This window comes from Marinomonas sp. IMCC 4694, assembly GCF_008122525.1.
Classification (GTDB): domain Bacteria; phylum Pseudomonadota; class Gammaproteobacteria; order Pseudomonadales; family Marinomonadaceae; genus Marinomonas.
The window spans coordinates 2,203,005-2,228,406 of record NZ_VSRV01000001.1 but is presented as its reverse complement, the minus strand read 5'-3'; the positions used below and the strand labels follow the sequence as shown (position 1 = coordinate 2,228,406).

Genomic DNA, 25,402 nt, shown 5'->3' with positions numbered 1-25,402 from the left:
CTGCTCGTTTTTAATCTAAATGCTTTTAGATTGAACGCTCCTTTCATTTTATACTCCACAAGACGGTATTTTATGTTTACTTCTTCCTCCACCCGTTTAAATAAATACATCAGCGAAAGTGGCATTTGTTCGCGTCGAGATGCGGATCGTTTCATTGAACAAGGCAATGTCTTTATTAATGGCAAGCGTGCCAAAGTTGGCGATCAAGTGGTTGCAGGAGACACGGTTCGGGTCAATGGTCAGATTATTGAGCCTCAAGACGCCGACGATTTTGTCTTTATTGTACTGAATAAACCCGTGGGTATAGTCAGTACGACGGAAAGCAGTGAGAAAAATAATATCGTTGATTTCGTGAGCCATGGAGTACGAATTTTTCCCATAGGACGCCTAGATAAAGACTCCCAAGGGCTGATCTTTTTAACGAATAATGGCGACTTGGTGAACAAAGTATTGCGCGCGGGCAACAATCACGAAAAAGAATATCTGGTTACAGTGAATAAACCTATAACAGAGGATTTTATCGCAGGTTTGGCAGGTGGTGTGCCTATTTTAGGAACCATGACCAAAAAATGCCCAGTCAAAAAAGTCACCGCTAATGTATTTAACATTACCTTAGTACAAGGTTTGAATCGACAAATTCGTCGGATGTGCGAGCACTTTGGCTACGATGTTGTGAAGTTAGAACGCACTCGAATCATGAATGTGAGCTTAAAAGGGGTTCCCGTTGGAGAGTGGCGTGATTTAACGCAAAAGGAATTGTCCGTATTATTAAAAGCGGTTGAAGACTCCTCGTCTGAAATAACCACACCCGCAAAAAAATCTCGACAAGCCCCCAAAAAAGCCCATAAACCCAATGCTTCACTGAAACCTGTCGCTGCACCAAAAGGCAATACCAAGCATCCATCAAAGCCACCCAAAGCCGATGACCGCAAATCAGGTGGGGCTAATAGTAAACATAAACGACCCTTTGCAGACAGCAAAAAATCAACCGGAAAGGCCCAACGTCCAGCGAGCCGATCCAACCCTAATAGTTCGCGCCCCGCCAAACATAAAGGTCAATCAAAGGCGCGTTAGGGCCTTTGGTTACTTAATGGATTTGGCTTTTGCTTCAGCGGCTTGAATGCTTTTTTGTATCAGCGGTGAGATGGTCAAGCCTTGTACAATGATCGAGAAAATAACCACGACATAAGTAATAATAACCATGATGTCGTGTAAGTCCATGTCTTCTACCGTAATTTGGTTAGAAGGGATGGCCGCTGCCATAGCGAGTGCCAGACCGCCCCGTAAGCCGCCCCACGTTAATATTTTTACAGAGTGTTTATCGTATTGACGAAAACGCTTGAATATAAGATATGGGCTACCGACGCTGATAAAGCGCGCCAGCAATACAACCGGCACCATCACCAAGCCTAACCCGATGATTTCCCAACTCAGCGGCATGGTAACGATGAGCATACCGATAATCAGGAAGAGTAGAGCGTTTAAAAAACTGTCCGTGGCGTGCCAAAAGTCTTTTACATAACGAGTGCCATCGGGTCCGCGCTTTTTAGAGGCTTTAGCACGAGTAATATTGCCTAATAAAATGCCGCTGGTCACCATGGCTAACGCACCAGAGATTTCCCAGATATTAGCAAGGGCAAAACCCGCTGACGGAATGGTCAGAGTGACCAATAAGCGCGTGTTAATGTCTTTGCAATTGATGATGACAAAATGCCCCACTACAGCAATGACCAGACCAAATACAATGCCACCAATGGCATCGACCAAAAACAGCTCGGCGATTTCTTGGAAGCTGGCCTCAGTGCCATAAAACGCAACGGCAAAAATCGTGGTAAAGATAACCAAACCCACACCATCGTTAAACAAAGATTCCCCTTCCACTTGAATTGAAATGCCCTGTGGAGCGCGCATTTGCTTAATAATAGCCAAAACTGCAATCGGATCTGTTGGGCTAATTAAAGCTCCAAACAGTAAGCAATAAATGAATGGCACGGGAAAACTCAATAAAGCAAAAATGTAGTAGCTTAAGTAACCGACAATAAAGGTGGAAACCAGCGTAGAAAAAAGGACTAAAATCGTGATTTCCCAGCGTTGTCGTTTAAGTGCCGCTAAGTCAATTTCTAATGCGCCTGCAAACAATAAAAAACCTAACATGCCTTTTAAAAGGAGCTGATTGAAATCTATTCCAGAGACGACTTGTGTGATAAACAGCGCGGTTTCGTCTCCCAGCATTTTGACCGCCAGAATGAGCAACAATGAAATCACCACCGACCCGGTGGTAATGGCAATGGTGGTTTGCATTTTTAGAATGTATTGGTTGGAAAAAGCGATGAAAACCGCTAATGCCGAAAGAAAGCAAATGAGATACCAAGCGTTCATGAGTGAACCTTAACATGATTAGTAGTTGGAGGATCGAAAAGGGGCATTAGATGCTGATCGAGTATGTTATCCCTAGATTATGTCACTGTCACGGACTGATCGTATAAACGATGAGCTTTTAGGGGCAAAAAGCCGAAAAAAACGAAATTTTATTTCAAAGTCCATCTTATGTTGGCGGACATTTGCATTTTTTTGTAACTAAACAACGAAAATAGCCTAATAAAGCATTATCAGTGCGTACACTTTTTTGAATGTTCCAAGCATAAAAATTATGCGGGTTATGAGGGGGTATAGGCTATTCTGTTTAAGTTAAAAACAGTTTAGTTGTTAACTATTTATGGCTAATAATAAAAGGAATCTATTATGCGTTGTTTTCTCATTCCACGAAGTTTAATGTCAGTTGCTATTGCGGGATTAACGTTAAGTGCTAGTGCACCCCATTTGGCAGCGGCTTTACCCCAGCTACAGGAAGCGAGCCCTTCTGTATTGCCAAGTCGTTGTGAAGATCTGCCTTCACTGATGTTCCCGAATACGGTGATAGCGTCGGTTGAAACCATCGCAAACGGCACTCTTACCCAAGGTAATCAAAACATTGGCGAGCATTGTCTGGTTAAGGGGGGCATGAATCAAAGAATAAGCCAATCAGACGGGAAGTCGTACGCTATTGGCTTTGAGATGCGTTTGCCTAAGCAATGGAATGGCCGCTTTTTACATCAGGGAAATGGTGGCCTAGATGGAGTGGTTAAAACCGCCGAGGGTGCCATGGGAGGGGGGCCGATTACCAGCGCTTTAATGCAAGGTTTTGCTGTTATTAGCTCTGATGCTGGTCACGACCGTGGTTTACCAACGTTTGCCTATGACCCTCAAGCTCGTCTTGATTATGGTTATCAAGCGGTGGCAACGTTAACGCCGATGGCAAAAAGTATGATTAACCAGGCTTACGGAAGAGGTCCAGACCGTAGTTATTTTGCGGGTTGTTCCAACGGTGGACGACACGCCATGGTCGCTGCGGCGCGTTATGCCGATGACTATGACGGTATTTTAGTTGGTGCTCCTGGGTATCGTTTGCCCCTTGCGGCTGTGGCCAGTATTGCTGGCGCCAAGGTTTATGCTTCAATTCCAGATACGGATAAGAATGAGTTGAGCAGCGCCTTTACACCTGCAGAGCGCCGCCATGTGTCACAGGCTATTTTGGCAAAGTGCGATGAACTTGACGGTGCGAAAGATGGCATGATCCAGAATGTAAAGGCTTGTCAGGCGACGTTTAGTCTTCAAAAAGATGTGGCAACGTGTGACTCTGATCGAGATGGTCATTGTCTTTCTCAGCCTCAAAAAAACGCCATTGAGCGAATTTTTAACGGGGTTACCACGAGCGATGGTAAGGTATTTTATTCCCCCTTTCCTTACGATGTCGGCATCAGCAGTAAAGATCACATGATGTGGGAATACAGTGCGCCCATTCAGCGTGATTCCGGCGCTGTCGCGATGATTTTTAATACGCCACCGGTACCGCTGGAGGACTTTAACATTCGCCACTTTAACGGAGCAGAGTTTGTTTGGAAGGCGAACATTGACGAGTTGGTATCGAAAGTATACGCAACGAACGGTGAGTACGATGAATCGGCGATGGCGTTTATGTCACCACCTTCGCCGGAAGATTTGTCTACCCTTCGTGACAAGGGGGGCAAAGTGATGGTGTATCATGGCGTTTCAGACGCTATTTTCTCAGTGCAGGATACAGAAACGTGGTTTAACGCCTTAGATGCCAACAATCATGGCCATGCGGATGAGTTTGCCCAATTTTACCCCATCCCGGGGATGGGCCATTGTCGTGGTGGTCAATCGACAGACCAATTTGATATGTTATCGCCATTGGTTGCCTGGGTAGAAAAAGGAGAAAAACCAGAGCAGGTGATAGCAACCGCAAGAGGGTTGGGAAATGAGGGAGAAGTCAACGAAGAGATTCCTGCATCATGGAATGCCGCTCGAACTCGTCCGTTGTGTCCGTATCCTAAGGTCGCCTTTTACAAAGGCGAAGGGAATATCGACGTTGCCGACAGTTTTATGTGTGAGCGGCCAGCTCACGCAATGTAAAAATGATTTAATCATCAAGATCGATTGAATAAGCCCGTTTGTTCGCTCAAACGGGTTTTTTTGACTGATTTTGTCTGAAATAGAGCGATAAATGCCTGTACCTAACAGGGTATTTTAATGAAGAAAGCCGCTAACCGGAGTATAATGCTGCGCCATTAATTGAGCCGATATTCGGCACTACTTTTGGAGTAATTTATGGCAACACCTTCACAGCATGATTTGCGCAATGACTTTCGTGCGTTGCTGACCAGTAATAAGTGCTATTACACAGCCTCTACGTTTGATCCTATGTCGGCGCGTATCGCGTCAGATCTTGGTTTTGAAGTCGGCATTTTAGGGGGTTCTGTGGCGTCATTACAGGTGTTAGCCGCACCAGATTTTGCCCTGATTACCTTGAGTGAGTTTACAGAACAAGCAACCCGTATTGGCCGTGTGGCACGCTTACCCATTATTGCTGATGCCGATCATGGCTATGGTAATGCGTTGAATGTGATGCGCACCATTGTTGAATTAGAGCGTGCAGGCGTGGCGGCTCTGACCATTGAAGACACTTTGTTACCCGCTAAATATGGCCATAAATCCACCGACTTGATCCCAATCGAAGAAGCGGTAGGCAAACTGAAAGCGGCACTAGAGGCGCGTATTGACCCTATTATGAGTATTATCGCTCGAACCAACGCAGGACAGTTGACCGTTGAAGAGACGATTCAGCGGGTGAAAGCGTACCAAGCCGTGGGCGTGGATGGTATTTGCATGGTGGGTATTCGCGATTTTTCTCATTTGGAGGAGATATGTCAGCACATCACCATCCCTGTGATGTTGGTGGCCTACGATAATCCTGAATTGCGTGATCGTGAACGCCTAGCTAAAAACGGTGTTCGTATTGTCGTTAACGGTCATGCGGCGTATTTCGCCGCGATTAAAGCCACCTATGACTGCTTGCGCGAACAGCGTGGTATCGCCGAAGGCACACTGAATGCCTCTGAGTTATCGACACGTTATTCGACCCTAGAAGAAAATCGCGTATGGGCGAACAAGTATATGGACGTGCAAGAATAATCGTAAGCGTCCGGTAATCACCACCTTGAAAAAGAGTTTCTTTATCATCAGGCTTGCATGGAAGGGATTATATCGGTAAATTAATTATTAGACAGAGGGCGAACGGATTTGCCCACGCCTCCAGGATGGAGGTTCTGTCTCTTTTCAGGAAGATTCAAGGCTGCATGGATGCAGCGGGAAGGTTTTTCTCTTGTAAGCGTCCGGCAAACCACACATTTTAATCCCTTTACAACTCCTTAAAGTCTGTTGTCTTTTAAATAGGAGCAACAGACTCATGTTTACCGCGTCATCTCAACTCAACGTCACCCTTATTTGTGGCCCTACCGATATGCGAAAAGCCATTGATGGACTCTGTAATATTGTCGCCTACAATCTTGAAAAAGAGCCTTGTAGCGAACAATTGTTTGTCTTCTGTGGACGAGCACGTGACAAGATCAAAATCCTGCAATGGTCAAACAATGGTTTTTGGTTACATTACAAACGATTGGAAAAAGGCCACTTCCAATGGCCGGGGATTGATGATGAACTCTTGTCCCTTCAGGTTTCCTCCAGACAACTCAATTGGTTGCTGGACGGCCTACCGATTCATTCTTCACAAGCTCATCCGCATTTAACCTACCGATATCATGACGAATAGCCCATTTGGTTGGTATAATCCAACCCATGAAAATACGCTCAGAAGACTTACCCAATGACATTGACTCGCTTAAGGCCAAATTGCTTGAGCAAGCTTTGCTATTGGATGAAAAAGACAGTCTTCTGGGTAAAAAGGATATTCTGCTTGCCCAATGGCAATCCAAGTATCAGCTTATTTTGGAACAGTGGCGTTTGGCGCAGCAAAAGCAGTTTGGCAAAAGCTCGGAAGTCTCGCCCGGCCAAGGAGAGTTGTTTGATGAAAGTGCGATTGAGGCAGCAGAGGCATTAACCGATGCCGAGCCTGAAACGCAAACCATCTCTTACACTCGTGCCAAGCCTAAGCGCAAACCCTTGCCCAAAGACCTGCCGCGCGAAATCGTTGTGCTGGACGCTGCCGAGTCTGATAAAGTCTGTTCCTGCTGCCAAGGGGCGCTTCATTGTATTGGTGAAGACCGTTCTGAAAAGTTAGAGTTTATCCCAGCCCAACTCAAGGTCATCGAAACAGTCCGCCCTAAATACGCGTGCCGTGAGTGTGAAAAGACAGGCACGCAGAACGCCATCAAACAAGCGGCTATGCCACCGAGTATTATCCCAAAAGGCATCGCCACACCGAGTTTGCTGAGTCAGATTATCACCGGTAAATTCCAATACAGCTTACCGCTCTATCGACAAGAAACCTTATTTAAACAATACGGTATTGAGTTAAGCCGACGAACCATGTCAGATTGGATGAAAAAATGTGCTGATGCCTTAGAGCCGCTTTATGAACGGCTACATCAAGAATTACTGAAACAGTCCGTCATCCAAGCCGATGAAACCACGCTTAATGTGATTAAAGAAGCTCGTTCAAAATGCTACATGTGGGTGTATTGCACTGGCAATGATGCCCCAGACAAACACAACCCGATCCCGAATATTGTCTTATACGATTACCAACCGACTCGAAGTGGGCAATGCGCCGTTGATTTTTTACAAGGCTTCGATGGCTATCTCAATGTGGATGGTTATCAAGCGTACGAATCGACCCAAGCCACGCTGGCAGGCTGCTGGGCACACGCACGTCGAAAATTCATTGAAGCCGAAAAAGGCATGCCAAAGGGCAAATCAGGAAAAGCGACCATCGCCATCAGCTACATCAAAAAACTGTACGCCATCGAAACGCTGGCCCAACAGGCCGACAATGCAGAAGCCGCATTTAAAATCCGTCAGGAACAAGTCCCCGAAGTCTTAGCGAACTACAAAGCATGGCTTGAAAAATCGGCTCAACAGGTGCCACCTAAATCCTTATTAGGCAAAGCCATCCAATACAATCTCAATCAATGGGACAAACTCAGTGTTTACTTGACTGATTGGCGCATCAACATCGACAACAATCGTGCTGAACGCGCCATTAAACCCTTCGTTATTGGACGTAAAAATTGGTTGTTTGCTAACACAGGAAGTGGCGCAAAATCCAGTGCCATGCTTTACAGCATCATCGAAACAGCGAAAGCCAATGGGCTTATCCCGTATGATTACTTAGTCAGATTGTTTGAAGAACTGCCGAGAAGAAAGGAAAATGATGACATGGACGATTTATTGCCGTGGAATATCAGGCTAACTTAAGTTTGAGAATAAAGAGAAAAACCTTCCCGCTGCATCCATGCAGCCTTGAATCTTCCTGAAAAGAGACAGAACCTCCATCCTGGAGGCGTGGGCAAATCCGTTCGCCCTCTGTCTAATAATTAATTTACCGATATAATCCCTTCCATGCAAGCCTGATGATAAAGAAACTCTTTTTCAAGGTGGTGATTACCGGACGCTTACGAATAATCAACACCTGAAAAACATTTTCAAGCATAAAAAAGCCGACTTATGTCGGCCTTTTTATTCGGATCGGTTAGCTATTTAACCTAACAACGCTAATTGCTCGTAAGCGTTACGTAACCACACTTTCATGCGTTGGCGTTCTGCAATATTCATAATGCCTTTGTCGTTTGCTACCGCCCAGAAACTGCTGCTGTTAAAATCAATTTTTTGCGTTAGCTTACTTTGTAGTTTCGGCAGCTCAATAATTAAGGCGTCGCGGCTGACAGCATTTTTGAAGGTATCGGACTTTTTAAAACGAGAAAAATCACTACCACGGCCAAGATTTTGCACCACAATAATATCCACAGAGGGTTCTGTATAACGTTCAAGTAACTCGTCTAACAAGGCAACAGAGTCCGCGCCATCGTCCATAACGTGCCACAGACAAACCTGATAGCCTAATTCGTCTAATAAACCAAAAACATCGGTTTCTTCAATCCACTTTCCCAACGGTTGAGCCGCTTGAGCCGCGAGATCGATAATCAAATCTCGATCTGGGTATTCTTCTATTGCTGCGAGCATGCCGTCGAGGCTGTCTTCTTCACCCACCACAATAGGTGAGGAGAATTCGCTGTAAAAACGTGAGAATGTGCCATGGGAAGAATCACAATCGAAGCCCAAGAAGGGCATGTCGTGATCAATGTAATACTGCGCTAATACGCGTGCCGTCATGGATTTTCCCACGCCGCCTTTTTCACCGCCAACAAAATGTACCTTACCCATTTGAATTCCCTTATTTAAAGTCAATGATTACGATTAAACGCATTGTTAAATCAATTCCAGTTCTTCCATAACACGACGAATTGTTGCTTTCGTTGTGTCTTGCAACGGTACCATCGGCAAACGACATTCATCTGTACAAAGCCCTAATAATGACATGGCGTATTTCGGTCCGGCAGGGTTCGGCTCAATAAACAAAGCGTTGTGCAGAGCAAAGAGTTTGTCTTGTAACTGGGCTGCTTCTGGGTATTTTCCTTCGCGGCACAAGCGTTGTAACTCTACCACTTGCTTCGGTGCGACGTTGGACGAAACCGAGATACAGCCGTTACCGCCGCCAACATTGTAAGCTACGGTTGTGATGTCGTCGCCACTTAAAAAATTAAAGGGTTTGTTGATCAGGGCACGCTCACGAATAGGGCGTGTTAAATCACCTGTTGCGTCTTTGACCCCAATCACTCTAGGTAAATCAGCAAGGCGAGCGAGCGTATTGACTTCCAAACCCACTACCGAACGAGGTGGAATATTGTACAGTATAATAGGCAATTTGCTGTTGTCGTGTACGTATTTAAAATGCTCATAGAGACCGGTTTGATTTGGGCGGTTATAGTAGCCGGCAACGTGCAATGTCGCATCAGCACCAGCCTGGTAGGCGTACTCAGAATAATTCACCGCTTCGACAGGATTGTTTGATCCAGCACCGGCTAACACAGGTACAGCTTTATCGGCTTCTTGAACGGTAATCTCGATGACGCGTTTGTGTTCGTGCTCGCTCAATGTGGGGGATTCTCCCGTGGTGCCAACCGGAACCAGCCCATTGATACCTTGGTCTATTTGCCAGCGAACAATGTTTCGCAAGGCGTCTTCATCTAGTTGACCGTCTCGAAAAGGAGTAATAAGTGCTGTGATTGCGCCGTAAAACATACAGTTGCCTCTATTAGGCCGGTATGCATTCTGCTGAAAAGAAATAAGAACCGTCAGCAGAGGTGCCGCCGGGGGAGTTAGTTGAGTCTTAATTCCACACGTCAGCGTTGCAAAGTGTCTTTGCTTTGCGTTTATCGCCGTTGTGTTTATTTAAAAGACGGTTGTTCATAATTTAATCAATTAATACTGTTTTAATAACGACTCTATGCTGACGTTTTTCACAATAAAGGTCAATATGTTAGCGGATTTTTATTTTTCAATATTGGCCTGATCAGGCAGGTTGAAATACGGTCGAACAAAAAAGTACTGTCAAAGATAAAGCCGCTCTTTTTAGAGCGGTTTTATTAGGCTAAGAAAAGATAAAAACGCTATCGTTGTTGAAAAATAAACGCTTCAGATTTAAGCAGTTGCTCAGTCCAAAGCTCGTACGCTTTATTGTTCAGGTGCAGCTTATCTCCTTCAAATAGCGCGTTCTTTAAGTCTCCTTTTTTGTCAAGCAGTGAAGAAAAGAGATCCAAATATTGTGTATTTGGGCGCGTTTTTGCCAGTCGTCCCAGTTGAATGTTGGTCGCTTCGATAATACGGCGCATTTTAATTCGGGCGGGGCTGCATTTGATGCTGATTAAGGTCACGGGTATTCCCGGCAAATGCTTGTCCACTTTTTGCAATAATTCAATGTACAGTTCAATGACTTTATTGCTGTCATAATGATTGCCAATGTCATTATCGCCGGCATAAATAACCAAAGAACGAGGCTTGTGCGGCAAAATAATACGTTCAAAATAATACACGCAGGCTTCAAGTGTCGCTCCTCCAAAGCCAAGGTTAATGCCATCTTTATCGCGGAAATGACGGGTAAAGTCACTCCACAGACGCATTGTTGATGAGCCATAAAAAGCCACCGGTTGCGCTTTGTATTCCTGATAAGCCAAGTGAAATTCCAGTTCGCGTACATCGGATTCAAATTCAACATCGATCTGGTTCAAACTCATGACATTAGAGCGGTAGCCTTTTTTGCCACTGAATACAGGGTATTGGCGGATTTCACGAGACAATTCCAGCGCCTCATTCACATACCCTTGATAGTCTTCTTGGTAGCTTAGCAAAAACTGATTCAGCGCTTCTTTATCTTGATAATCGACCTTGCTGGATAATTTGAACGCGGGTTTTATAATGACGGTGTAAAGGTTGTGGTCAGCACGTTTATCAAAGTTAGCAACCACGATGGGCACAATCCAAGGTTCGTCGGCTCCCATGGAGCCAGCCAATTCAAAGGCGTGAGGCAATAACGCGCCAGGTGATTGTTGCGTGCTGAAGCTCTTACCTTCTGGTGAAATCATCAGAGGGAAATCTTGACGTAAGGCGTTTTGAGACTGACGGATAAATTCGTCGAATTCTGGTGTGTCTCGGGTTAGGTCCTCCCAGCTATCGATGAAGATGTTGCCAAAGCGGTTGTAAAAATCGTCACGCCAAAACTCGCTCTCTTTGCTACGACGCACAACCCGTTGCCCTGATACGCCGTATTCATTGTCGATTACCATGGCGCTGATAAACTGCGCGTCCATTGAGAAACGAAAGCCATTGGGTAAGCGGTTGGTAGGGGAGCCTAATAAGTGGTTGTAAATAAACAGGGAGCCCGCTTTTTTCGGTAGATTTTCCAATCCCTTCACGACGTAAGGTACCTGTTGAAATGCCTGCTTAAAGAGTTCAGTAGCCAGACGTCGTGCGTCTAAAGCGGGTGTTTCTTTGGGTAAATTGTTGATGGTGTCATAGACATTTTGCAAATGGCGATAAAACGCATTTTCCCGCTGTAAATCTTTTAAAATATCCAAACACATTCCGGAAATAGTGCGCTCCAGTACACAGCCAAAATGCAGACACTTGTACAACACCCCAAAAGCCTCGTCCGTGGTGATGGCGCTTTTCAGCAATTCGCTGACCTTGTACAAGGGGGAACTCACCGGTAAGAGTGCGGCGTTTTGTTCAATAACATTGCTGACCGCCAATACTTCATCGTTGGCTATTTGCGACAAGTAACGCATTCTAGCGGCCAATAAATGGGTGCCGACAAGCCAAATAAGGCGATACAGGTATTTCACAGAAAATTTTGGGTTGTCTTGAAATATCGCTAATAAGTCGTCTTGTTGAATAAAAAGAATGCTGCTGTCGCGAGATGAAATAATGGAGGTACGATTTTTTAACGCTTCATTTTGTGTCGACCACGCCAGCACGGTGCCTGCCCGAGAAATGGATCGGGTCGTAATCAGGTCACCAGAATCGGTTTGATAGCTCACCACGACCTTACCTTTGATCAAGAGATACAGGCCATCAGCAGGTTGGTCTTGTTGGCTTAATATGTCGCCTTGATGCGCCAACAAGATAGACGATTGCTTCGCCAATGCATGAATTTCAGCTTGAGTAAAAGTGTCACAAAAAGGCGCGTAGTTGAGCAGCGCGGTGGCGTCTTTGATCGCGTAAGCTTGGGTATCGTAATCCATTAAAGGGCGAGTTTCTTCAAATGCTAGGGATTCATTAGAGAAAAAAGGACGGGTCTGATTTTGAATGTTAGTCAACACCGGTAACGATTCTTGATAGACAAACTGTAAAAATCGATTGGCAAAATCGAGGTTGCCATCGAGTATTTTTTGCAGCTCAACAATTGGCCACATCAATAATGTCGTGGATTTTGTGGCCGTAAATGTCGTGGCATACCGTGACGGATGACGAAAAGCAGACCATCCAATAGGCGACAATAGGCGGTTGATTATACCAACGTTGTAGGATTTCCCTGTGTCTTGCAGAGGCACTGAGATGGCTATCTCGCCCTCTAGTAAAAAATAGAGATTTTGTCCCACTTCAAATTGTTTCGCCAGTACTTCACCCGACTTCAGTACTTTGATAGTGGCAAGGTCAATTAAAGAGGCGCTTAATTGCACATCAGCATCTGACATAAAAGGGAAAGCATTGATCTGTGTTGTTATGTCCATTTTATTACCTCGAATCTGGGTTGTTCTAGCTTGGGCGCTTAATTGTTACGGCTTCACTGATGAGCGCGTAATCGTCGCCGCCTAGTCGTGCAAGAGGGTTAAGTTTTTGATTGTCGATGAATATTCGATTATTTTCTTCGGTTACTAAGCTGTCTTCAACGTAAAGATCCAGTATTTCCAAGTACACCGCATGAAACGAAGCGTGTCCCAGGGTGTGTGTATCAAATAGACGACAATGAAGCGCGACTTTTGCTTCTTTAATGCGCGGCAGGGTTTGGGTGAAATCACACAGAGATAATCCTGTTGTAGGCAGTTCAGAGTCACCATAAGGCAGGGGCGCTGCACTTTGGTTCACCGCATTCATCAGATCACCACTAGGAATATGCAAAACACATTCCTTTTCGCGCAATAGATTTTGTTTAGTGTCTTTTTGCTCTTCCGATGTTTTGTTGCCAATGGATACCACAAGTAAAGCCGGATCGGACGAGAGAGGCGCAAAATAGGAAAAGGGAGCAATATTCACACTCGCATTTTCATTTTTGGTTAAAATCCACGCGATAGGTCGTGGCGTGATGGTTTGAGTGATCAGATGATAGCGCTGATTGCCACTTAATTGATCGAACTGGAAACGCATAGACTTCCTCTTAGTAGAAAAACATTCCTTGTTAAATTACTACAAAAGCTAAGCGATTGTGAATGCCTGAGTCAAAACTTGCGATATTTATTTAATACACAGTGAGCGATGGCGTAATGCATCCGTGGTTTTAATCAGTACGCTTCAATGATGCTGTTAAACGCAATCACCACTCGATCTTTGTCACCAAAATAAGGTAAGGCAGAATGCTTTAGATACGAAGGGAAGATAATGATTTGACCGTCTGTCGGTGTGAAATCCCATACGCCATGGCCTCCCAGATAGGCTGTGCCTGGGTCAGCATAGTGCTCCGCATTGACTCTAGGATCGTAAAAGCGATTGAGTCCGCCCTTTCCTTCTATGTGAGCATCTCCTGGTTCTAAATAATAAATGCCACACCAAGAGCAGTTAGGATGAGAATGAGCGTCGTGGTAGCCACCTTTTTGAGTAACGTGATACCACGACTCAATGATGTGGGCGTCGGCTTCCATGTCTTCTGGCCAAAAGGCTTGATTGACCGACGCGGCGACTTCAAGAAGGATTTCTTCTAGCGCCCGTTTGGCTTCCATCACATTGGCGTCGGCCGAGTCGAGAAAATCTAATGTACTTTCGTGTAAAGCGTGTTTGGCTTTGGGGGCGATTCGGCTTTCAATGGCGATGGTTTGGCGGGCTTTTTGTTCATAGACCGCCGCTAATAACGCTTCTTTTAAAAAGTCATGATCTGGCATCTGTGTAACAAAAAGAGGGGTGGTCCATACTTGCAGTGCTTCAATGGTTGTTGTGTTGTTCATAAAGCGAATACCTAGCATAAGGTGAAGTGGATGCAGTTTGTTTACGTGGGTATATCTAACTCAGTGACAACCGGTTTGTGCCCACAAAACATCATCACCAAGTTACGAAAGCCAATATGGCTGTCTGGCCCTTCTAGGCCTTTGATGCTTTTGTCCATCAGGGCGAGATAGTTTTGCATGTAGGGCAAGGTAATGTGATTGTGGCGTGTCATGGCGCTTTCGTAGAACGGAATACGCTTATCCCAAATTCTTTCTGTCTGACAGGCTTGTCGAAAACTGGTCGATTGCATGGCTTGGTTTACATTACTGAGCGTTTGAATTTCACGGTTAAACAACCACAAGAGAATACTGGCTTCGACGCCTTCTCCCATAAGTTGGTTAAGACAATGCATGGCGTCTTTGGTGTTGCCCATTAAAAGGCGGTCGCTTAAGTCGTAGATGGAGTAGCGGCTGCTGTCCGCCACCGATTCCACCACATTGTCTTTGTCAATTTTTGCCCCTGGCCCATGCAGTAAAGCCAGTTTCTCCAGCTCTTGCGATAGGGCCAGTAAGTTGCCTTCGCCTCGTTCGCAGAGGATCGCCGCAGCATCACGGCTAAGTGATAGGTTCAGCGTTTGAGCCCGTTGTTGAACCCAAGCGGGCAATCGATTGCTGTCTATGGGCCAGATTTGAACAAATACACCTTGAGATTCCAGTTGCGTAAACCATTTGGCTTTTTGTGTTCTGGCGTCCAGTTTGGGTAGCGTCAGTAAAATAATGTTGTCTTCGCTGAGGGATTGGCCAAGCTGTGCGAGGGCTTTCGTGTGCTTTTCGCCCATTTTATCAATTTGAATATCGAAGAGCCGATGGTTGGAGAAAAGCGATAAGCTCTGGTTTTCGTTGATGACGTCTTGCCAGTCAAATTGTGCATCGGCCACAAAACGCAAACGCTCTTCTATACGATGAAGCTGTGCGGCCTTGCGAACCTGATCGGCGGCTTCTTGCACCAATAAAACCTCGTCGCCAGAAATAATATAAATAGGCGTGAGATTCCTTTTCAGTTGCTGTGCTAGCTGGTCTGCTCTGACTTTCATGCTATTTGCCTACGCTTTACACAAGTTATCTAGGCGCATAACTTAGGTCGTACAGTAATTGATTAGCCAACTCTTCACTCATACTTTCTGTTTGAGTTTTGTTGTAGGAGAGTTTGGCGCTTTCTTCGGCATCTTGATTGGCTAAGGTTCGGCTGGTGCTGATATTGCGCGGCCCGTAGACCGCTTTACCGTCAGGTTGACGAATAAAATACTGGCTTTTTACGGTGCGCTGTATTTGTGACACATCGTTTGACGAGTTACGAGCCAGCTCCACGTCAGAGGATGTTATAGCGTTTATTTTGAGGTTGAACGTGTTGTCGTTCGCGGTTGCCTGATCCACAATTGTGACGCCAGCTTTGGTAAGAGCGATGCGCAAAGATTGATCGAAGCTGGTGGAGCCGCTGTTGGATGTCAGAGTCAGTGTCTTAAATTTTTCAGGAATATCGACGGTGCCACGTAAGTGAAAACCACAGGCGACGACACTTAAGGCCAGCAAGGCTAACAGCAATAAACGGGTAGTTTGGTTAACGGTGGCGATCATCTAGGCGATTCCTGTGAGGTGAATATGAGTCAGTATAAAGACGAAAAGACGACTGACATGTCGCCTTTTCGCTAGCAAGGGTTAGTTAGCGACAATGTTCACTAAGCGCCCAGGTACGACGATTACTTTACGCACTGTTTTGCCTTCTAGGTGTTTGATTACGCTAGGATGAGCTAAGGCTTCGGCTTCAATGGTTTTGCTGTCAGCGTTAGCGGAAACCGTCAATTCAGCGCGTTTTTTCCCCAATACTTGCACCACGATGATCAACTCATCTTTTACTAGCGCGGCTTCGTCCAACACGGGCCAAGGCGTGTCGACAACGTTGTCAGTATGGCCAAGATCGGCCCAAAGCTGATACGCAATGTGTGGCACCATTGGTGATAGCAACAAGGTCGCGGCTTCCAGTGCTTCTTGCTCAACGGCTAAGCCAAGTTCTGTTTGATCTTCGAACTTACTCACGTCGTTGCACAGTTCCATAACGGCCGCAATGGCGGTATTAAAGGTTTGGCGCCGCTCAATATCATCGGTCACTTTTTGGATGGTTTCGTGTGTTTTACGACGTAATGCTTTTTGCGCCCCGTTTAAATCGGCCACAACGAGCTCACCGACTTTGCCCGCGTTCATGTGACGATAAGATAAGGCCCATAAACGACGTAAAAAACGCGATGCGCCATCAACGCCGGCATCATTCCATTCCAAAGATTGCTCTGGTGGTGCGCTGAACATGATGAACAAACGTACGGTATCGGCGCCGTATTTCTCGATCATTTCTTGAGGATCGACGGTGTTACCTTTGGATTTTGACATCTTGGTGCCGTCTTTGTTGACCATGCCTTGCGTTAACAAGCGTTTAAAAGGCTCGTCAGAGTTGACTAGGCCCGCATCACGCAGCAATTTATGGAAAAAGCGTGAATACAACAAGTGCAGAATGGCATGCTCAACACCGCCAACGTATTGGTCGACAGGTAGCCAGTAATTGGCTTCTTCCGTCAGCATGGCGTCGGTAGAGTCAGGGCAGCAATAACGAGCAAAGTACCAAGAGGATTCCATAAAGGTATCGAAGGTATCGGTTTCACGCTCGGCTTCTTCGCCATTAAACATCACCGAAGAAAAGGCGGGATTGTTTTTAATAGGGGAGTTAACGCCGTCCATAACCACGTCTGTTGGCAAAACAACAGGCAGCTGGTCATGAGGCACAGGTACTACAGAGCCGTCTTTGAGATTGATGGTTGGGATAGGCGTTCCCCAATAACGCTGACGACTAACGCCCCAATCACGCAAACGATAGTTGACTTTTTTCTCGCCGATGCCCTTGTCTGTCATCCAGGTGCAGATCGCATCGAAAGCGGCTTGAAAGTCCAGACCGTCAAATTCTCCAGAATTACACAATGTGCCTTTTTCGGTAAAAGCCGCTGCGTCTAAATCAACTGAGTCGTCGGCTTGAATAACGTGTTTTATATCAAGGGCGTATTTTTTAGCAAATTCAAAGTCGCGTTGATCGTGAGCGGGAACGGACATGACAGCCCCAGAGCCATAATCCATTAATACGAAGTTAGCCGCGTAAATAGGCACGGCGTCGCCTGTAATCGGGTGAATGGCCTTGAAGCCGGTGTCCATGCCTTTCTTTTCGACGGTGGCCATGTCGGCTTCAGTGGTCGACATTAATTTGCTTTGGGCGATGAAGTCCGCTAATTCGGCGTTGCTTTCAGCCGCTTCCAAAGACAAAGGATGCTGCGTTGCTACCGCAACATAGGTTACGCCCATGACGGTATCAGGTCGCGTGGTGTAGACCGAAAGACGCTCGGCTTTGCTTTGTACTTCAAAACTGAATTCTAAACCTTCAGAACGACCAATCCAGTTACGCTGCATGGCTTTGACTTTTTCTGGCCAGCCATCCAGTTGATCAAGATCGTTTAATAGCTCTTCAGCGTAATCGGTGATGCGGATAAACCACTGAGAGATTTCTTTTTTCTCAACCGTGGTGCCACAACGCCAGCATGCGCCTTCTTCTACTTGTTCATTGGCCAATACGGTTTGGTCTTCGGGGCACCAATTTACCGCCGCTGTTTTTTTGTAGGCAAGGCCTTTTTCTACCAATTGGGTGAAAAACCACTGCTCCCATTTGTAGTACTCAGGCGTGCAGGTCGCGACTTCACGATCCCAATCGTAACCAAAGCCCAGCTCTTTTAGTTGACCTTTCATGTAGGCGATGTTTTCAGTGGTCCATTTTGCGGGTGCTGTTTTATGTTTAATCGCTGCGTTTTCCGCCGGTAAGCCAAACGCGTCCCAGCCCATAGGCTGTAGGACATTTTTGCCTTTCATGCGCTGGTAACGAGCGATCACGTCGCCGATGGTGTAGTTACGAACATGGCCCATGTGCAGACGGCCGCTTGGGTAGGGGAACATGGAAAGGCAGTAGAACTTTTCTTTGTTGGTATCAGCGACGGCTTTGAAGACTTTATTTTCGTCCCAAAAAGACTGTGCCGCCTGTTCAATTTGCTGCGGATTGTATTGTTCTTGCATGATGTGTTCTTATCCCATGATCGACGAGAGGTGATTGGACCTGTCATCTCTTTTTTTAGAGAGACGCATTATAGCGACCTAGCGCAATATAATGGTGAAATGGCCAACAGAGTTTGAAAATATACGCTATTTTATAGAGATGACGCCCTAATGAGAAGGTGCATCGAGGAGGAGTTATGCATTCTATGAAAAAAGATTCACCAAAAATTGAAAACGATTCCAATTTAGTGGAAGAAGCTCGCAAGACCCTGGCGGGTGCCAAAGATTGGCTGCTAGAGGATGTGGCTTTAATGACGGCCTATTGGCACGACAAAATGGGCTACACCGAAGCCTGGGTTGAGGCCAATTGGCAGTTTGTTCTTAATGAGAGCCATGAGCTTGTCGAAGAACTGGACGAAAAAGAAGATGCGGCGCTGTTATGGCTTATTAACCATGCTAACAACAATCCCGTTCCCTTAGAAGAATGCCATGTAGCGGGGACCGACGTTGCGCCTGGTGCTTATCATTGCATGGCGTGCGGCCATGACAATCACCTTGATAATCAACAAGTTCTGCCGCCCTGTGAAGTGTGCCATTATGGTTTGATGTCGACTCATGAAGGTCAGGTAAGTTAATGGTGGCATGCCATTTTTAAATGTCGCTTTTAGTTAGCGCTATTGTTAGTGCTATTGTTAGTGTTATTGTGACTGAACACTCTGCTTATCGGTCACACTATTTTCTTTCGTTGGCTCAGTAACAGCCCCATAAACGACAACATCACACACAACCCTAACCACCATATGGTCGGCCAATACCCCCATTGCACGTAAGGCGTGATGCCTGCAAACGCTTTGGCGTCGGCCGTTAATGTGGTGCGTTCAAACTGAGGCGCTTGAGCCACAATGCGACCCTGCTCGTTGATAAACGCTGTAATGCCTGTGTTGGTAGCGCGGATCACGTAGCGACCGGATTCTTTGGCACGAAACTGGGCAATTTGTAAGTGTTGCCAGGGGCCAATAGAGCGACCAAACCAGCCATCGTTACTGATCGTGATCAGAAAATCGCTGTCGCGTACCCTGCGTCTTACTTGTTCTGCGTACACAATTTCATAACAAATAAAGGGAGCAATTCCCCATTCGCCCACTTGCAGGACTGGTTGATTATCATCGCCCGAGGTGAAGTTCGACATGGGCATGTCAAACACATCCAAAATCGGTCCAATGTACTGATTAAGTGGGAGGTATTCTCCGAACGGCACTAGCCTGCGTTTGTAATACAGCCCAAAACCATTTCCAGTGGCCCAAATGGCATTGTAATACTCTTTGCTGTTTTCATTGATGTCCGGAATGCCGGTAATCAGCGTAGTATTGCTGTTGGCGAGTTCTTGGCTAAAAGAGGTCAAATAAGGCTGTATTTGCGGGTAAGGGTAGGTAATAGCGGTTTCTGGCCACACTACGAGCTCACTGTTTAGGTGCGCCATTGTGGTTTGTTGGTAATAGGCTAGAGATTGCCCTGCCGTATGAGCCAGCCATTTTTCATCTTGTTTGACGTTGCCTTGGATCAGCGTTGTGCTGAGTGTGCCGGTTTGTTTTACCCAAGTAACGGGAACATACGCTAACCACGCTGCGATCAACCAAGCGATCAGTGCCATGGACAACAGTGTGACAGACCGTTTTTTGGTCACTAATAGGCTGGCCAGGGCGCTTGCAGTGACCACCACCACGGCGCTGGTGAGCCAAACTCCACCGACAGGCAATAATTCAAATAGCCAGGTATTTTCTATGGCGTAACCCGGTAAAAGCCAAGGGAAGCCGGTAAACAGTGTGCTGCGTAAATACTCGGCCGTTAAAAAACACAAACTGATCCACAGACTTGCCGGCCACCGGGAGAACCTTTGCATTAAACGCCAAGACGACCACGCCGCCAGCACCCAAAACACACAGAGGACTGACACAAACATCAAGGTGATGAGCGCTGCGATCAAGCTCCCCACTTGCCCATATTCGGCAATACTTACATAAACCCAAGAAATGCCGGCACCAAAAAAGCCCAAGGCAACCGACGCCCCTCGCCAACGTGCCGACTTCGCAGACGGACTTGTCATGATGAGCGCGCTAAATATCACCAGACAAACAAAATAGCCCGGCCAAAAGTAAAAAGGTGAAAAGCCAGTTACCCCTATTGCCCCCGCTAAGATTCCCAGCAAAGCGGATACTTTGGGTGAAAGCTGAGTCAATCTTTTGGTGAGGAGCGGTATCCACCCCGTTTTTACGTTGGTCTTATCGGGGTGGGGTAGCGTCATATTATTCTGGAGTCTGAACAGTAGGTTTGGTGACTTGTATGGTTTTTATACGGCGACCATCGGATTTGACGATACGAAAATGAAACTGATTAAAGCTGACTTCTTCGTCTCGAACGGGAACATGGCCAAACTGCTGTACAAGAATTCCACCAATGGTGTCGAATTCCTCTTCGTTGAGTTCCGCTTTAAAGAATTCATTAAAGTCTTCGACGGTGCAAAGTGCGGGCACCAGATACACGCCAGGTTCCGTCGTCACCTGAATGGTTTCATCATCGAGTTTGTCTGTTTCATCTTCGATCTCACCGACGATCTGTTCTAACACGTCTTCGATGGTCACAAGACCAGATACACTGCCGTACTCGTCTAATACCAGCGCCATATGATAACGCTTGGTTCTGAAATCATTCAGTAACACGTTCAGTCGTTTACTTTCTGGAATGAAGTTAGCCGGGCGCAATCTTGCTAAAATGTCATCAATCGTGACGTCACCGTCTTTGAACAAAAGTGGCAGCAGGTCTTTAGCAAGCAAAACACCGAGAATTTCATCGGAATCTTCACCAACAACGGGAAACCGTGAGTGAGAAGAGTCGATTATTTTACGGATTGAGGTTTTTGGATCATCTTCAGACTTAATAACGACCATTTGTGATGGCGGTATCATGATGTCTCGGGCCTGAACTTCCGACACTTCCAACGCGCCTTCAACAATGGTGAAGGCATCGCGATCGATAATGTCAGATTTTACGGCGGCTTCTAACAGTTTCACGATGTCGCCACGGCTACGCGGTTCATCGTTGAAGGCTTGCGTTAAACGCTCAAACCAAGATTTTTGTTGATCGTTGGACACACTCGATCGGTCATCGCTCATTAGGGTTATAACTCACTCTTTAATCAAATAAGGGTCGGAAATAGACAAAGAAGCCAGTAACTCGGTTTCTATCGATTCCATTTCATCGGCTTCGTCATCATTTATATGGTCATATCCGCACAAATGCAAGATGCCATGAATGGTCATATGAGCCCAATGATGAAGCGGTTCTTTATTTTGCTCTTGGGCTTCCTTTGCCACGATTTGATTGCAGATGACTAAATCGCCCAAAAGTGGCAGTTCTAACCCTGGAGGCGCTTCAAACGGAAAGGATAAGACATTGGTCGGTTTGTCTTTGCCGCGGTATTCGCGATTCAGTGCGTGGCTTTCTTCTTCATCGACGACGCGGATGGTGACTTCAAATTCTTCGTCAGAGTGTGACAAGGCCTTCTCCACCCACACTCTAAAGTTTGCTTCGCTAGGAAGGTGTGCTGTATCTTGTGTGGCGATTTGAAGGTCAAGCTCTAATTGCGCCATTATAAAGTACCTGCAGAAGCGTCAGATTGGGTGTCTAGGCGTGCATGGGTGCGGGCCTTTTTTTCGGCCTCAACTTCTACGTCAAAACGATCATAGGCTTCAACAATACGCTGTACCAATGGATGGCGAACCACGTCTGAAGAGCTAAAATGCGTCATACTAATCCCATTTACGCCTTTTAATACGTGCATGGCTTGCGCTAAACCAGAGGTGGTACCGCGGGGCAAATCCACTTGAGTGGTGTCACCGGTGATGACCGCCGTTGAGCCAAAACCGATACGAGTCAAAAACATTTTCATTTGTTCGCGCGTGGTGTTTTGGCTTTCATCAAGGATAATAAACGCATTATTCAGGGTGCGGCCACGCATAAAAGCCAACGGTGCGATTTCTATGACATTTTTTTCAATCAGCTTATCCACCAGTTCAAACCCGAGCATTTCATATAGGGCATCATACAGTGGGCGTAAATAAGGGTCGATTTTTTGTGACAAATCACCGGGTAAGAACCCCAGCTTTTCACCCGCTTCTACCGCAGGGCGCACCAACATAATTCGCTCAACACGATCGGCTTCTAATGCTTCAACCGCACACGCCACCGCCAAATAGGTTTTTCCTGTGCCGGCGGGCCCTATACCAAAGTTAATGTCGTGTTTACGAATCTGTTTCACGTAGCCCTGTTGATTCGCTCCTTTGGGTTTGACGAAGGCTTTACGGGTCTTAATGACCAGCTGATCTCCTTTGTCTCGTTTGCTGCTGGTCAGTGATTCGATGGCGGACTCTTGCAAATAAAGGTGAATGGTTTCCGGTGTAATGTTTGCTTTGGCAAGCGCTTCTCGATACAGATTTTCTAATAAGATCTTCGTCGCTGCGACGTGTTCAGACTGTTCACCAGAAATATCAAACAAGTCGCCGTGATATTTAATGGACACATCAAGGCGTTTTTCAATCAGCTTAATGTTTTCATCGAGTTGACCGCACAGCGCCAGCAAAGCGGTGGCTTCAGCGGGTTGCAAACGTATTTGTTGGGTTGTCTGTGTAATTTCCAAGCGATCCCTTATCTTAAGATACAAGTCAGAGTTAAAGTGCAAGTTAGGATTAAAGTATAAAGTCGGCGTCGAGTTCAGAGCCGACTAATTCACCCAAAAGAGAATTAGGGTAAGCGTCGGTGATCACAACGTCTGCAAATTTACCAATCAACTGAGGATCGAAGGCACGAAAGTTAACAATGCGATTGTTTTCGGTACGACCTTGTAATTGGCCCGGATCACGAGGTGAGTAACCACTGATCAAGATGCGTTTTACTTCGCCAACCATCGCTAAGCTGATGTCATACGCTTGTTGGCTGATACGACGCTGAAGAATCGAAAGGCGCTCTTTTTTTACATCCTCAGGGGTGTCATCGTCTAAATTAGACGCGGGTGTCCCAGGTCGTTGGCTGTAAATAAAGCTAAATGAATGATCGAAGCCAATTTCTTGGATCAAGTTCATGGTGTCAACAAAATCCTCATCGGTTTCGCCGGGAAAGCCGATAATAAAGTCGGATGATAAGCTAATACCGGGGCGAGCTTCCTTGATGCGATTGATCTTGTCGATGTAATACTGACGATCATGGCCGCGCTTCATGGCGCTCAAAATGCTGTCTGCCCCGCTTTGAACGGGTAGATGCAAGTGGCTCACGAGTTTTGGCTCGTTGCGGAACGCTTCAACCAGACTGTCGGTAAATTCAACCGGATGAGACGTCGTAAAACGAATGCGTTCAACCCCATCAATTTGCGCCACAGCATGAATAATGTCAGCAAGATCGGTTTCGTCGCCTTCAGCACTGTCGCCACGATACGCATTCACGTTTTGGCCTAGAAGATGAATTTCACGAACGCCTTGTTCGGCTAACTGTACGACCTCTTTCAAAATGCTGTCGAAAGGACGGCTAACTTCTTCGCCACGGGTGTAAGGCACGACACAGAATGTACAGTATTTACTGCATCCTTCCATGATGGAGACAAATGCCTCGGCACCGTCTACACGTGGTGCTGGTAAGTGATCGAATTTTTCGATCTCAGGGAAGGTAACGTCCGTAATCGGGATACTTTTGCCCGCTGCATTGACCATGTCCGGTAATTTATGCAGCGTTTGGGGGCCAAAAATCATGTCTACATGTTTAGCGCGTTTACGGATAGCATCGCCTTCTTGACTGGCCACGCAACCCCCGACGCCAATCACTAAATTAGGATTTTTCTGTTTGAGTTTTTTCCAACGACCAAGTTGGTGATACACCTTGTCTTGGGCTTTCTCACGAATAGAGCAGGTGTTTAAAAGCAGCACATCGGCCTCTTCTGCGTTATCGGTGAGTTCCATTTCATGGCTTTCGCCAAGTAAATCGGCCATACGAGAAGAATCGTATTCGTTCATTTGACAGCCGTGAGTCTGGATAAATAATTTTTTTGCCATGTAACGTATAAACCTAAAAAATGTGTGTCTGATCGACTTTACAGACATTATATTGGGCTTTGCCCTCGAATCACAGAGGTGTTCTGAATTCCCTGTACTTTAAAATAAAAAAGGGACGTAAAATAGTGGTTTACTCCGTTGCTGGAGCTTTGACATGATACCCGTCACAATAGCGATACCATCCAAAAGCCAGAGTGGGTATGTTTTGACTGTTATATCTCGTATGTTTGTTGTCTCGGTGTGTTTAGGTGGCTATGCGTCTGCCGAAAGCGTCTCTCCTAACTTTGCGTTTGGACTGGGTTATGGGCTTTTAAATGAGCAGTCATTGATGAACATTGACTTTAAAATCAATATTCCAATTAATGACTCTTTGTCGACACAAGTACTTTTAAACAGCAATTATCATATCACTGGATCGACCACCTCCACCTTTGCCCAATCTGAACTGTCTTCTAATTGGTTCTTGAACAACGATCATGGACGTTTGGGGGCGGGTTTAGGTATCAGTGAGCTTGAATACATGGACGCTAGAGTAGAAAAGCAGAGTGATGTGATTTTACAAATCATCGGTGAAGCGTTTGTTGGCAACGTTTCGTTGACGACAAACTATGTTTCAACACAGATGACTCTGAGTAACATAACCAGTTCTCGAATTGGCGTGGGCTATTACTTTACCGACAACCTTCGTTCATCGATATACCGAGAAAAATACAATGGAGACAGCGTAGGTTGGCGTTTAGAGACGGCATTTCAGCCTGCCATTTATCATAAAATGGGAAGTCTAAATGTTATTTTTAGAACCAGTAGAGAATACGACTACGCTGGTATTATGGCGGAATATTACTTTGACTACGCTGTATCATTAAAGCAACGAGAGAGAGAGTTTCATTAATTCAGTTACTCTCTTTGGTGATGGTCTACAAAACCGCCAACGAGGTGTTACGTTTTTATTGGTTGAATTGATGCTATAAACCAAAATACTGGTTTGATGATATGACTGGATTTCAAAGTCCGACAGTAGACCTAAGGTATCTGTATCAGGCTTTTTTCGCCAACCATTTGGCATAAGTAACGTATTTACGCTATAAATTAGACTACACAATGACACATACTAGGCCTTCA

21 protein-coding genes are annotated in these 25,402 nt (G+C 45.9%); 7 read left to right on the top strand and 14 right to left on the bottom strand.

The annotated features are described in order from the left end of the window. Positions 1-72 precede the first annotated feature (72 nt). Positions 73-1,074 (top strand): 23S rRNA pseudouridine(2604) synthase RluF, encoded by a 1,002-nt coding sequence (gene rluF / locus FXV75_RS10100; protein ID WP_148833074.1) that lies wholly within the window; start codon positions 73-75, stop codon positions 1,072-1,074. A 9-nt stretch (positions 1,075-1,083) separates the two neighbouring features. Here rluF and FXV75_RS10095 read toward each other — a convergent pair whose 3' ends face one another. Next, positions 1,084-2,379, bottom strand: a complete 1,296-nt coding sequence (locus FXV75_RS10095; RefSeq protein WP_148833071.1) for a cation:proton antiporter — start codon at positions 2,377-2,379, stop codon at positions 1,084-1,086. A 363-nt stretch (positions 2,380-2,742) separates the two neighbouring features. Between FXV75_RS10095 and FXV75_RS10090 the strand changes: the two genes are divergently transcribed. The 4 genes from FXV75_RS10090 to tnpC all read left to right on the top strand — a co-directional run bounded on the left by FXV75_RS10090 (position 2,743) and on the right by tnpC (position 7,773). After that, positions 2,743-4,473 (top strand): tannase/feruloyl esterase family alpha/beta hydrolase, encoded by a 1,731-nt coding sequence (locus tag FXV75_RS10090; RefSeq protein WP_148833070.1) that lies wholly within the window; start codon positions 2,743-2,745, stop codon positions 4,471-4,473. Positions 4,474-4,668: 195 nt separating this feature from the next. Continuing rightward, complete coding sequence (locus tag FXV75_RS10085; RefSeq protein WP_148833068.1) at positions 4,669-5,532, top strand: oxaloacetate decarboxylase; 864 nt, start codon at positions 4,669-4,671, stop codon at positions 5,530-5,532. A 274-nt stretch (positions 5,533-5,806) separates the two neighbouring features. Then, positions 5,807-6,169, top strand: coding sequence for an IS66 family insertion sequence element accessory protein TnpB (tnpB, locus tag FXV75_RS10080; protein ID WP_148830796.1), 363 nt, complete (start codon positions 5,807-5,809; stop codon positions 6,167-6,169). A gap of 26 nt (positions 6,170-6,195) precedes the next feature. Further along, positions 6,196-7,773: an IS66 family transposase gene (gene tnpC, locus FXV75_RS10075; protein WP_148830795.1), complete on the top strand. Its 1,578-nt coding sequence runs from the start codon at positions 6,196-6,198 to the stop codon at positions 7,771-7,773. Positions 7,774-8,055: 282 nt separating this feature from the next. On the opposite strand, the gene FXV75_RS10070 is transcribed toward tnpC, so the two are convergent. The 8 genes from FXV75_RS10070 to leuS all read right to left on the bottom strand — a co-directional run bounded on the left by FXV75_RS10070 (position 8,056) and on the right by leuS (position 18,206). Next, positions 8,056-8,739 carry a mobilization protein gene (locus FXV75_RS10070; protein WP_148833066.1) on the bottom strand — a complete coding sequence of 228 codons (684 nt, stop codon included), beginning with the start codon at positions 8,737-8,739 and terminating at the stop codon, positions 8,056-8,058. A gap of 45 nt (positions 8,740-8,784) precedes the next feature. After that, complete coding sequence (gene dapA / locus FXV75_RS10065) at positions 8,785-9,657, bottom strand: 4-hydroxy-tetrahydrodipicolinate synthase (RefSeq protein WP_148833064.1); 873 nt, start codon at positions 9,655-9,657, stop codon at positions 8,785-8,787. 368 nt (positions 9,658-10,025) lie between these two features. Continuing rightward, complete coding sequence (locus tag FXV75_RS10060; RefSeq protein ID WP_148833062.1) at positions 10,026-12,644, bottom strand: cyclic nucleotide-binding domain-containing protein; 2,619 nt, start codon at positions 12,642-12,644, stop codon at positions 10,026-10,028. A 25-nt stretch (positions 12,645-12,669) separates the two neighbouring features. Then, on the bottom strand, positions 12,670-13,278 hold the full coding sequence (locus FXV75_RS10055; RefSeq protein ID WP_148833060.1) for a flavin reductase family protein: 609 nt from the start codon (positions 13,276-13,278) through the stop codon (positions 12,670-12,672). A 134-nt stretch (positions 13,279-13,412) separates the two neighbouring features. After that, positions 13,413-14,069 (bottom strand): putative 2OG-Fe(II) oxygenase, encoded by a 657-nt coding sequence (locus FXV75_RS10050; protein ID WP_148833058.1) that lies wholly within the window; start codon positions 14,067-14,069, stop codon positions 13,413-13,415. Positions 14,070-14,110: 41 nt separating this feature from the next. Beyond that, positions 14,111-15,142: a DNA polymerase III subunit delta gene (holA, locus tag FXV75_RS10045; protein WP_148833056.1), complete on the bottom strand. Its 1,032-nt coding sequence runs from the start codon at positions 15,140-15,142 to the stop codon at positions 14,111-14,113. Between the two features lie 25 nt (positions 15,143-15,167). Beyond that, the gene (locus tag FXV75_RS10040; protein ID WP_148833054.1) at positions 15,168-15,683 is read right to left on the bottom strand and encodes a hypothetical protein; all 516 of its coding nucleotides are present in this window, start codon (positions 15,681-15,683) and stop codon (positions 15,168-15,170) included. 81 nt (positions 15,684-15,764) lie between these two features. Continuing rightward, positions 15,765-18,206: a leucine--tRNA ligase gene (gene leuS, locus FXV75_RS10035; RefSeq protein WP_148833052.1), complete on the bottom strand. Its 2,442-nt coding sequence runs from the start codon at positions 18,204-18,206 to the stop codon at positions 15,765-15,767. A gap of 176 nt (positions 18,207-18,382) precedes the next feature. Here leuS and FXV75_RS10030 point away from each other — a divergent pair, with 176 nt between their 5' ends. Further along, positions 18,383-18,820, top strand: coding sequence for a zinc ribbon-containing protein (locus tag FXV75_RS10030; protein WP_262368522.1), 438 nt, complete (start codon positions 18,383-18,385; stop codon positions 18,818-18,820). Positions 18,821-18,912: 92 nt separating this feature from the next. Here the strand turns inward: FXV75_RS10030 and lnt are convergent, their stop codons facing one another. The 5 genes from lnt to miaB are packed head-to-tail and all read right to left on the bottom strand — an operon-like array spanning position 18,913 to position 24,280. After that, positions 18,913-20,487, bottom strand: coding sequence for an apolipoprotein N-acyltransferase (gene lnt, locus FXV75_RS10025; RefSeq protein ID WP_148833048.1), 1,575 nt, complete (start codon positions 20,485-20,487; stop codon positions 18,913-18,915). A gap of 1 nt (position 20,488) precedes the next feature. Further along, positions 20,489-21,355, bottom strand: coding sequence for an HlyC/CorC family transporter (locus FXV75_RS10020; RefSeq protein ID WP_148833046.1), 867 nt, complete (start codon positions 21,353-21,355; stop codon positions 20,489-20,491). Positions 21,356-21,367: 12 nt separating this feature from the next. Continuing rightward, the gene (ybeY, locus tag FXV75_RS10015) at positions 21,368-21,832 is read right to left on the bottom strand and encodes an rRNA maturation RNase YbeY (protein WP_148833044.1); all 465 of its coding nucleotides are present in this window, start codon (positions 21,830-21,832) and stop codon (positions 21,368-21,370) included. Next, positions 21,832-22,878, bottom strand: coding sequence for a PhoH family protein (locus FXV75_RS10010; RefSeq protein WP_148833042.1), 1,047 nt, complete (start codon positions 22,876-22,878; stop codon positions 21,832-21,834). Before FXV75_RS10010 ends, ybeY begins: the two co-directional genes overlap by 1 nt. 49 nt (positions 22,879-22,927) lie before the next feature. Further along, entirely contained in the window at positions 22,928-24,280 is a 1,353-nt protein-coding gene (miaB, locus tag FXV75_RS10005) for a tRNA (N6-isopentenyl adenosine(37)-C2)-methylthiotransferase MiaB (RefSeq protein ID WP_148833040.1), read from the bottom strand. A gap of 154 nt (positions 24,281-24,434) precedes the next feature. On the opposite strand from miaB, the gene FXV75_RS10000 reads away from it, so the two are divergent. Next, complete coding sequence (locus FXV75_RS10000) at positions 24,435-25,172, top strand: hypothetical protein (RefSeq protein WP_262368521.1); 738 nt, start codon at positions 24,435-24,437, stop codon at positions 25,170-25,172. The last annotated feature ends 230 nt before the right edge of the window (positions 25,173-25,402 follow it).